Source organism: Micromonospora sp. CPCC 206061 (assembly GCF_036906915.1).
Taxonomy (GTDB): Bacteria; Actinomycetota; Actinomycetes; order Mycobacteriales; family Micromonosporaceae; genus Phytohabitans.
The window spans coordinates 75,798-84,415 of the sequence record NZ_JBAKHX010000032.1; the positions used below are offsets into that span (position 1 = coordinate 75,798).

An 8,618-nucleotide genomic window follows, 5' to 3' on the forward strand; every position below is an offset into this window, starting at 1 on the left:
GCGGTTGTATGACAACGCTGGTTGGCGCTCGCTCCGCTCGCGCCGGTCGTGCGGCGATCAGGCGACCTCGACGATGACGTCGACCTCGACGGGCACGCCCAGCGGCAGCTCCGCGACGCCCACCGCGCTGCGCGCGTGCTGGCCGGCCTCGCCGAACACCGCGCCGAACAGCTCCGACGCCCCGTTGATCACACCTGGCTGGCCGGTGAACCCATCGGCCGACGCCACGAACCCGGTCACCTTGACGATCTTGACCACGTTTTCCAGGCCGACGAGCGAGTCGATGGCGGCCAGGGCGTTGAGCGCACATCGCTCCGCCAGGTCTTTGGCCTGCTCGGGAGAGATCCCGGCTCCGACCTTGCCGGTGGCCAGCACCTTGCCCTCGGCGATCGGCACCTGCCCGGAGACGTACACCAACTTGCCGGACTGCACGGCCGGCACGTAGGCCGCGACCGGCGCTGCGACCTGCGGCAGGGTGAGCCCGAGCTCCGCGAGCTTCGCGTACGGATCGGCCATCACGCCGCCCTGGGGCGCTTGAGGTACGCGACGAGCTGCTCGGGGTTGGGCCCCGGCACCACGGCCACCAGTTCCCAGCCGTCCTCACCCCAGTTGTCGAGGATCTGCTTGGTCGCGTGCACCAGCAGCGGCACGGTGGCGTACTCCCACTTCTGCATGCCGGCACCCTAACGTGCCCCTGGACCACGGTCGCCCACCGCGTGCCCCGGAGCGTTACCCTGACGGGCACACGATCGCGGGCCTGTGGGGGAGACCATGACGCAACCGCCGTACGGCGGCGCCAATCAGCCGCCGGAGGGTCAGCCTGGCTACCCGCCGCCGGTCGACCCGTACGCCGCCCCACCCGCGCAGCCGACCCCGGCGCCCACCTCGCCACCGCCCAACTACGGCCCCTACCAGCCGCAGTACGGGCAGCCGACGTCGAGCCCGCCGTACCACGCCCAGCCGACCTCGGGCCAGCCGTACGCGCCGACCTCCGGCTCGCCGTACACGCCGCAGCCGGTCTCGGGGCAGCCCTACCCGCAGCAGCCCACCTCCGGCCAGCCGTACCCGCCTCAACCGGTCTCCGCTCAGCCGTACCCACCGCAGCCGGTGTCCGGCTACCCCGCCTATCCCGGCGGGCCGGTGCCCGGCCCGCCGAAGAAGCGCACCGGTCTGATCATCGCCGCGGTCGTGGCGGCGGTCGCCGTGGTGCTCTGCGGAGGCGGCATCACCGGCGCGGTCCTGCTGCTGCGCAACACCGAGCCCAACCCCGGCCAGGCCGAGCCGGCGGCCGCCGTGCAGGAATTCCTGAAGGCGGTCTACAACGACCAGGATCCCGACAAAGCGACCGATCTAGTGTGTGCCGAGTCGCGCGACGAGGCCGAGATCAAGAAGAAGGTCGACGAGGTTAAGAACCAGGCCACGAAGTACCAGAGCCCGCGGTACAAGTGGGACGAGCCGAAGGTCGACAACCAGGACGCGGAGAGCGCGAAGGTCTCCGTGAAGGTCACGATGACCACGTCCGACGAGAAGATCTCCGAGCAGCAGCTCACCTTCACCGTGGTGCAGAAGACCGGCTGGTTCGTCTGCGAGGTCGCTTCATAACGGATCGGACTACGCTCGGAGCGTGCAACCCAAACCGGACTTCGGGTCGAGCGCCGTCGTGGTCGGCCACGGCTCCTACCGGGAGCGATGGTGACCAGCGACCCGAGTGCGGCGTGGCCCGCGCGGCTGCACGTCGTCACGGGTAAGGGCGGCACCGGCAAGACGAGCGTGGCCGCCGCGCTGGCTCTCGGCCTGGCAGCGGGCGGCAAGCGCACCCTGCTGGTCGAGGTCGAGGGTCGCCAGGGCATCGCCGAGCTGTTCGAGACCGAGCCGCTGCCGTACGAGGAGCGCCGCATAGCCTCGGCCGACGGCGGTGGCGAGGTGCGCGCGCTCGCGGTCGACGCCGAGCTGGCGCTGCTGGAGTACCTGGACCTCTTCTACAAGCTGGGCGCGGCCGGCCGGGCACTGCGCAAGGTCGGCGCGATCGACTTCGCCACGACGATCGCGCCGGGCATGCGCGACGTCCTGCTCACCGGCAAGGTCAAGGAGGCCACCACCCGCACCGCCGAGGGGCGCCGGGTGTACCACGCGGTGGTCCTCGACGCGCCGCCAACCGGCCGCATCGGCCGCTTCCTGAACGTGACCGCCGAGACCGCGCGGCTCGCCAAGATGGGGCCCATCAAGACCCAGAGCGAGGGTGTCGCCGCGCTCCTGCGCTCGCCCATCACCGCGGTACACGTGGTGACGCTGCTGGAGGAGATGCCGGTACAGGAGACGGTCGACGCGATCAACGAGCTGACCGCCCTGGGCATCCCGATCGGCAAGCTGATCGTCAACGCCACCCGGCCGCCGCTGCTCGCCGACGCACGGGTCACCCAGGCAGAGCTGCGGCGCGGGCTGGCCGCCGTGGGCCTGCCGACCGAACGAGGCGTGGTCGCCGGTCTGCACGCCGAGGCGAAGGCCCACCAGACCCGCCGGGCGATGGAAGAGTCGCTGCGGCTGGAGCTGGCGGAGCTAGGGCGCCCGATGGTGGAGCTGCCCTTGCTGCCTGAAGGCGTCGACCGCGCGAGCCTGGGCAAGTTGACCGCGGCCCTGCTCACACCGCGATGAGCGGGCCGGCGAGATCCGGATACGCTCGACCGGTGCCCTCGCTCGACGTGGACCGCATCCTCGCGGACCCCAGCGTGCGGATCGTGGTCTGCTGCGGCTCGGGCGGGGTCGGCAAGACGACCACGGCTGCCGCGCTAGCGCTACGCGCCGCCGAGCATCACGGGCGCCGCACGGTCGTACTGACGATCGACCCGGCGCGCCGGCTCGCCCAGTCGTTGGGCCTGACCGAGCTGGACAACACCCCCCGGCAGGTCAAGGAGATCGACGCTGGCGAGACGGGCGGCGAGCTGCACGCCATGATGCTCGACATGAAGCGGACCTTCGACGAGGTCGTGCTCACCCACACGGACCCGGACCGCGCCGCCGAGATCTTCGCGAATCCCTTCTATCAGGCGATGAGCTCCACCTTCTCCGGCACGCAGGAGTACATGGCCATGGAGAAGCTGGGTCAGCTGCACGCGCGCGGCGAGTGGGACCTGATCGTGGTCGACACGCCGCCGTCGCGCTCGGCGCTCGACTTCCTCGACGCGCCGGCCCGGCTCGCCCGGTTCCTCGACGGCCGGATGCTCCGCCTCCTGCTGGCGCCCGCCCGTGCCGGTGGCCGCAGCATGTTCACGCTGGTGACGGCGTCGTTCAACGTGTTCACCAAGGTCGTGCAGAAAATCATCGGGGCGCAGCTGCTGACCGACCTGTCCGGGTTCGTCGCGGCGCTCGACTCCATGTTCGGCGGCTTCAGGCAGCGGGCCGAGCAGACTTACCGGATACTCCAGGCCGGAGAGACGGCGTTCGTGCTGGTCGCGGCGCCAGAGCCCGACGCGGTCCGGGAGGCCGCGTTCTTCGCGCGCCGCCTGAGCGAGGAGCGCATGCCACTGGCTGGGCTGGTGCTCAACCGGGTACACCACACGGCGGTGGAACTGTCCGCGGAGCGCAGCCTGGCCGCGGCGGCCGAGCTCGACGAGCTCGGTGGCCACGAGGCCACCGCCGAAGCGCTGCGGGTACACGCGGCGCTGGCTCAGCAGACGGCACGCGAGCAGAGCGTGGCGGCCGTGTTCACGGAGGCCTTCCCTGGCGTACCGACGGTCGAGGTAACCGCGCAGCCCGCCGACATCCACGACGTCGACGGGCTGCGTACGGTAGGTGACGCCCTCAGCCGGCGGTGACCAGGACCTTCTCCTTGTCACGCATGGCCGCCTCGAACATTTTCCGCCAGCTCCCCACGTGCGGGTGCCGCCGCAACAGAGCGCGCCTCTCGCGTTCGGTCATGCCACCCCACACACCGAACTCGATGCGATTGTCCAGCGCATCCGCCAGGCACTCGTAGCGCACTGGACAACTGCGACAGATCCGCTTCGCAACGTTCTGCTCGGCCCCCTGCACGAAAAGTGCATCAGGGTCCCCGTTCTGGCACGCTGCCATGCTCGGCCAGTCTGTGATCATCCCGTCCCCCCTTGCAGTTCCGCTTCCCGACTGTCCACACCAATGCCCGGTCGGGAACTCCCCCCGGACACTTGCTGTCCACCCCCCGAGTCCAGCAAGTGCACGTGCAATACTCGCCGGACCATCATGCTCTGTAGTCGTACGATTACGCAACGTTGTCTGGCAAATCCATCGAACCGGACATCGCGGACGGTTCCCGAGCGTCCGGATCATGGATACCCGGCGGCGATCTGCGAAAACTCACGTCAAGTGTCCCGCGAAGGGGTCAAACTCAACATCAGGAGAACGCATCCGCACGCAGGGGGTCGTGCGTCTAGCACAACGAGGCCAGCGCCCGCAGGACATGCCCGAAAGTCGTAGGACTTTCCTGGGGTCTGCCCCTCGTGGACCTCTCACGTACCCTGACGGGGTGACCTGGATGCGGAAGCGTGACCACAACCTGCTGACCAACGCCGCATCGCTGCTGATCTGCGGATTGTTGGCGGGCGTCGTGGTTGCCGCGGCCGCGTTTCCGGCGGTTGCGATGTCGGGTCTGGCGGCCAAGGCCGGCGCCGAGACGTTCGACAGATTGCCCAGCGAGCTGACCGTCAAGCGGCCCCCGCAGATCTCCTACGTCTACGCATCCGACGGCAAGACCCTCATCGCCACGATGTACGACGAGAACCGGCGCGACGTCCCGCTCAAGGACGTCGCGCCGATCATGCAAGAGGCGATCATCGCGGCCGAAGACCACAACTTCCGCACGCACAACGGCGTCGACGCCAAGGGCATCGCGCGCGCCTTCGTGGCCAACAACCAGGCCGGCACGACCACGCAGGGCGCCTCGACGCTCACCATGCAGCTCGTGCGCATGCTCATCGCGTACTCGGCGACCCACCCGCAGGACGTCGTCGCCGCGACGGAGGACACCAACGCTCGCAAGTTCCGCGAAATGAAGTACGCGCTCCAACTCGACAAGGAAATGTCCAAGGACGAGATCCTGGAGCGCTACCTCAACACCGCGCCCTTCGGTGGCGGCGCGTACGGGGTGTTCGCCGCCAGCCAGGTCTACTTCGGCAAGCACCCGAAGGAGCTGAAGATCGAAGAGGCCGCGTTGCTCGCCGGCATGGTAAAGGCGCCCTCGGCGTACGACCCCACCACACCGGCCGGGCACCCGCAGGCACTCGATCGCCGCAACTACGTCATCGACAACATGGTCGAAACCAAAGCCATCACGCCCGAGCAGGCGACGGCCGCCAAGGCGGTCGAGCTGAAGGTCAAGGACAAGCGCACGCCGAACGGCTGCGTGGCGGCCAGCAAGAACCACTGGGGATTCTTCTGCGACTACTTCTACCGCTGGTGGATGGAGCAGGAAACGTTCGGCGCCACCACGTACGACCGCGAGCGGCGGCTCAAGAGCGGCGGGTACCAGATCGTCACATCGCTCGACGCGAGGACCCAGGACGCGGCCAAGAAGAACGTCGAGAAGCACCTCAAGACGGGCAACAAGCACGCCCTGATGGTCGCGGGCATCGAGCCTGGCAGCGGCCGGGTTCGGGCGCTCGCCGTCAACCGCACGTTCAAGCTCGACGACCCTGAGCGCCCCCAGAACAAGATCTCCACCAACCCGGCGAAGGCCAAGAAGAAGATCCGCGGCACGTACCCGAACACGACCAACCCGCTGATGACCGGTGGCGGCGGCATCCATGGCTACCAGTTCGGCTCTACGTTCAAGGTCTTTACGATGGTGGCGGCGCTCGAAAAGGGCTATCCGCTCGAATACACCATCAACGCCAAAGAGACGTACCAGTCGAAGTACATCATCGAGTACGGCTCGCCCGCGGCGTGCCCCGGCACCAACAAGTACTGCCCGCAGAACGCGGTGAAGTCGATGGCCGGCGTCCACAACATGTGGAGCGCGTTCGGTCGTTCGGTCAACACGTACTTCGTGCCGCTGGAGGAGCGCGCCGGCGCCGGCAACGTCGTCAAGGCCGCCCAGAAGATGGGCGTCCGGTTCCTCAGCTCCGACGACGCGCGCCGGGCCACCGAGGAGGGCGGCGTCGACCAGTGGGGGGCTTTCACCCTGGGCGTCTCCTCCGCCCTACCGCTCGACATGGCGAACGCCTACGCCACGCTCGCCGCCGACGGCAAGTACTGCGAGCCGATCCCCGTCCAGGAGATCCGCGACCAGGAGGGCAACAAGCTCGACGTCGCCAACCCGCGGTGCGAGCAGCGGATCAAGACCGAGGTCGCACGTGCCGCCGTCGATGCGGCCCGCTGCCCGGTCGGCGACCGGTCGGGGGCGTCCAAGTGCGCGGGCGGCACCGCGCCGGGCGTGCGCGGCATCGTGGGCAAGCCGGTCATGGGTAAGAGCGGCACCACCGACGGCGAGAAGACCGCGTCGCTGATTGTCGGCACCAAGCAGCTCATGGTCGCTGGCATCATCACCGACCCGGACTGGGCCCAGACTTCGCACCGCTTCTCGCACGACCAGGTCAACCCGGCGGTGTGGGAGACCGTACGCGACGCCATGAAGGGCAAACCCTCGCAGAACTTCACGCCGCCGTCCGGCAAGATCGTCGACGGTGACCAGCGCAGCATCCCGGACGTCAAGTGCAAGTCCATCGATGACGCCCGGTCCCGTCTGCGCAACGCCGGCTTCGAGGTCGAGGTCGACCGCATTCCGGTCAACTCGTCCTGCCCCGCCAACACCGCGGCCGGCACCAGCCCTGACGGCCGCACCATCAAGGGCGGCATCGTGATCATCCAGGTCAGCAACGGCAAGGGCGGCCCGCAGCCAGGCCAGAGCACCCCACCCGGCCGGCGAGGCGGCGGCGGCAACATATTCCCGCCGCCTAGAAACTAGCTCCCCCGCTGGCGGCCCTCCACGGGCCGCCAGCAGCCTTGACAGCTCTCAGACGGCGAGTTGGCGGCGGACCTCCGCCGCTACCCGGGCACCCTCGGCACGCCCGGCCACGGCGGCCTGCGCCGCCTTCATCGCCGGCCCCATCTGCGCCTTGCCGCTGAACCCACCACCGGCCAGCGCCTCCGCGACGATGCCGGCCAACTCGGCGTCGTCGAGCTGCTTCGGCAGGTACCGCCCCAGCACGTCCCCCTCGGCGTTCTCCTTCGCCGCCTGCTCCGCCCGCCCCGCCTCCGCGAACGCGGTGGCCGCCTCCCGGCGCTTCTTCGCCTCCCTGGTGAGCACGGCGAGCACCTCCTCGTCCGAGAGCGCCCGCTTGGCGGTGCCCGCGACCTCGGCCGCGCCGATGGCCGCCAACGCCATCCGAAGCGTCGACGTGGTGAGCTCGTCGCGCGCCTTCAACGCGGCGCGCATGTCGGTGGTAATGGTGTCCTTGAGCGTGCTCATGGTGGGTCAAACTACTCTGGGCCCCATGCGGAAGCGCACTCTCTTTTCAATTGCCGCGGGCACCGCCGCCGCTGGCGCCACCACGCTGGCGTACGCGTCGCTCATCGAGCGAAACATGTTCACGCTTCGGCGGTACGACGTGCCCGTGCTCGCTCCCGATGCCGAGCCGCTGCGCATCCTGCACCTGTCCGACATGCACATGACCCCCAACCAGCGACGCAAACAGGACTGGGTGGCCTCCCTGGCCGCCACCGACCCCGATCTCGTGGTGGTGACCGGCGACAACCTCGCCCACCCAGCCGCTGTGCCCGGTGCCCTACGCGCGCTCGAACCGCTGCTCGACTACCCAGGCGCCTTCGTCTTCGGCTCCAACGACTACAAGGGCCCGGTCTGGAAAAACCCGTTCAGCTACTTCTTCCCCGACCGGGAGTACCGCCAAGGTGCCGTCCTGCCCACGGAGGAACTGCGGGACGTCCTCGTCGGCGCCGGCTGGGTAGACCTCAACAACGCCCGCACCTCCCTCAAGGCCGGCGGCCGCCTGGTCGAACTCATCGGCGTCGACGACCCGCACGTCGGTCGCGACGAGTACGAACTCGTGGCCGGTCCCGCATCCCGCGAGGCCGACCTGCGGGTCGGCCTGACCCACTCTCCCGAGCCGTACATCCTCGACGCCATGTCCGGCGACGGCTTCGACATTCTGCTCGCGGGCCACACCCACGGCGGCCAGGTCTGCGTACCGTTCGTCGGCGCCCTCGTGACCAACTGCGACCTACCCCGCTCGATGGCGCGCGGCCTGTTCCGGTGGCCCGGCTCCGACTCCTGGCTCCACGTGACGGCCGGCATCGGCACCCACCCGACCGCACCCGTCCGTTTCGCCTGCCGGCCCGAGGCCAGCATCTTGACCTTGATCCCACGGTAGGCGGGATACCGAGTTTGTCCCCCCAGGGCTGTCGGCTACTATTACGCGGGCATGCCTCGGGGTGTGGCGCAGCTTGGTAGCGCGCTTCGTTCGGGACGAAGAGGTCGTCGGTTCGAATCCGGCCACCCCGACCAGATTTGAGGGCTATCTTCCGCTGGAAGATAGCCCTCAACGCTTTCCACCCATTGCCTCTACCACCGATCAAGAAACCCTGGCCCTTCGGGCCACCCGCAGGTGGGTGAAACTCGTGGTGGCGTCGCT

At 69.0% G+C, this 8,618-nt stretch carries 9 protein-coding genes and 1 tRNA gene; 6 read left to right on the top strand and 4 right to left on the bottom strand.

Features of this window, described 5'->3' with window-relative positions; translation table 11 throughout:
- Positions 1-57 precede the first annotated feature (57 nt).
- Positions 58-516, bottom strand: coding sequence for a RidA family protein (locus tag V6V89_RS21765; protein WP_334621040.1), 459 nt, complete (start codon positions 514-516; stop codon positions 58-60).
- Positions 516-674, bottom strand: a complete 159-nt coding sequence (locus tag V6V89_RS21770; RefSeq protein WP_334621041.1) for a hypothetical protein — start codon at positions 672-674, stop codon at positions 516-518. Before V6V89_RS21770 ends, V6V89_RS21765 begins: the two co-directional genes overlap by 1 nt.
- Positions 675-771: 97 nt before the next feature.
- Here V6V89_RS21770 and V6V89_RS21775 point away from each other — a divergent pair, with 97 nt between their 5' ends.
- The 3 genes from V6V89_RS21775 (at position 772) to V6V89_RS21785 (ending at position 3,812) form a co-directional block, all read left to right on the top strand.
- On the top strand, positions 772-1,602 hold the full coding sequence (locus tag V6V89_RS21775) for an Rv0361 family membrane protein (RefSeq protein ID WP_334621042.1): 831 nt from the start codon (positions 772-774) through the stop codon (positions 1,600-1,602).
- A 90-nt stretch (positions 1,603-1,692) separates the two neighbouring features.
- Positions 1,693-2,652: an ArsA-related P-loop ATPase gene (locus V6V89_RS21780; RefSeq protein ID WP_334621044.1), complete on the top strand. Its 960-nt coding sequence runs from the start codon at positions 1,693-1,695 to the stop codon at positions 2,650-2,652.
- On the top strand, positions 2,649-3,812 hold the full coding sequence (locus V6V89_RS21785) for an ArsA family ATPase (RefSeq protein WP_334621045.1): 1,164 nt from the start codon (positions 2,649-2,651) through the stop codon (positions 3,810-3,812). The genes V6V89_RS21780 and V6V89_RS21785 overlap by 4 nt, the downstream gene beginning before the upstream one ends.
- Here V6V89_RS21785 and V6V89_RS21790 read toward each other — a convergent pair.
- A complete protein-coding gene (locus V6V89_RS21790) occupies positions 3,799-4,089 on the bottom strand; it encodes a WhiB family transcriptional regulator (protein ID WP_265247998.1) in 291 nt (96 codons plus the stop codon). The two genes, V6V89_RS21785 and V6V89_RS21790, sit on opposite strands and share 14 nt — an antisense overlap.
- A gap of 418 nt (positions 4,090-4,507) precedes the next feature.
- On the opposite strand from V6V89_RS21790, the gene V6V89_RS21795 reads away from it, so the two are divergent.
- Positions 4,508-6,934 (top strand): penicillin-binding protein, encoded by a 2,427-nt coding sequence (locus tag V6V89_RS21795; protein ID WP_334621058.1) that lies wholly within the window; start codon positions 4,508-4,510, stop codon positions 6,932-6,934.
- Between the two features lie 48 nt (positions 6,935-6,982).
- Here V6V89_RS21795 and V6V89_RS21800 read toward each other — a convergent pair whose 3' ends face one another.
- The gene (locus V6V89_RS21800) at positions 6,983-7,438 is read right to left on the bottom strand and encodes a GatB/YqeY domain-containing protein (protein WP_334621047.1); all 456 of its coding nucleotides are present in this window, start codon (positions 7,436-7,438) and stop codon (positions 6,983-6,985) included.
- A 25-nt stretch (positions 7,439-7,463) separates the two neighbouring features.
- Between V6V89_RS21800 and V6V89_RS21805 the strand changes: the two genes are divergently transcribed.
- Positions 7,464-8,357: a metallophosphoesterase gene (locus V6V89_RS21805; protein WP_334621048.1), complete on the top strand. Its 894-nt coding sequence runs from the start codon at positions 7,464-7,466 to the stop codon at positions 8,355-8,357.
- Between the two features lie 57 nt (positions 8,358-8,414).
- A tRNA-Pro gene (locus tag V6V89_RS21810) sits at positions 8,415-8,491 on the top strand.
- Positions 8,492-8,618: the final 127 nt, after the last annotated feature.

What these genes read in the sequence shown, in the direction of transcription:
- V6V89_RS21770 (WP_334621041.1), bottom strand. Translation starts at nt 674, where the DNA reads ATGCAGAAGTGGGAGTACGCCACCGTGCCGCTGCTGGTGCACGCGACC.
- V6V89_RS21765 (WP_334621040.1), bottom strand. Translation starts at nt 516, where the DNA reads ATGGCCGATCCGTACGCGAAGCTCGCGGAGCTCGGGCTCACCCTGCCG.
- V6V89_RS21800 (WP_334621047.1), bottom strand. Translation starts at nt 7,438, where the DNA reads ATGAGCACGCTCAAGGACACCATTACCACCGACATGCGCGCCGCGTTG.
- V6V89_RS21805 (WP_334621048.1), top strand. Translation starts at nt 7,464, where the DNA reads ATGCGGAAGCGCACTCTCTTTTCAATTGCCGCGGGCACCGCCGCCGCT.
- V6V89_RS21775 (WP_334621042.1), top strand. Translation starts at nt 772, where the DNA reads ATGACGCAACCGCCGTACGGCGGCGCCAATCAGCCGCCGGAGGGTCAG.
- V6V89_RS21785 (WP_334621045.1), top strand. Translation starts at nt 2,649, where the DNA reads ATGAGCGGGCCGGCGAGATCCGGATACGCTCGACCGGTGCCCTCGCTC.
- V6V89_RS21795 (WP_334621058.1), top strand. Translation starts at nt 4,508, where the DNA reads ATGCGGAAGCGTGACCACAACCTGCTGACCAACGCCGCATCGCTGCTG.
- V6V89_RS21790 (WP_265247998.1), bottom strand. Translation starts at nt 4,089, where the DNA reads ATGATCACAGACTGGCCGAGCATGGCAGCGTGCCAGAACGGGGACCCT.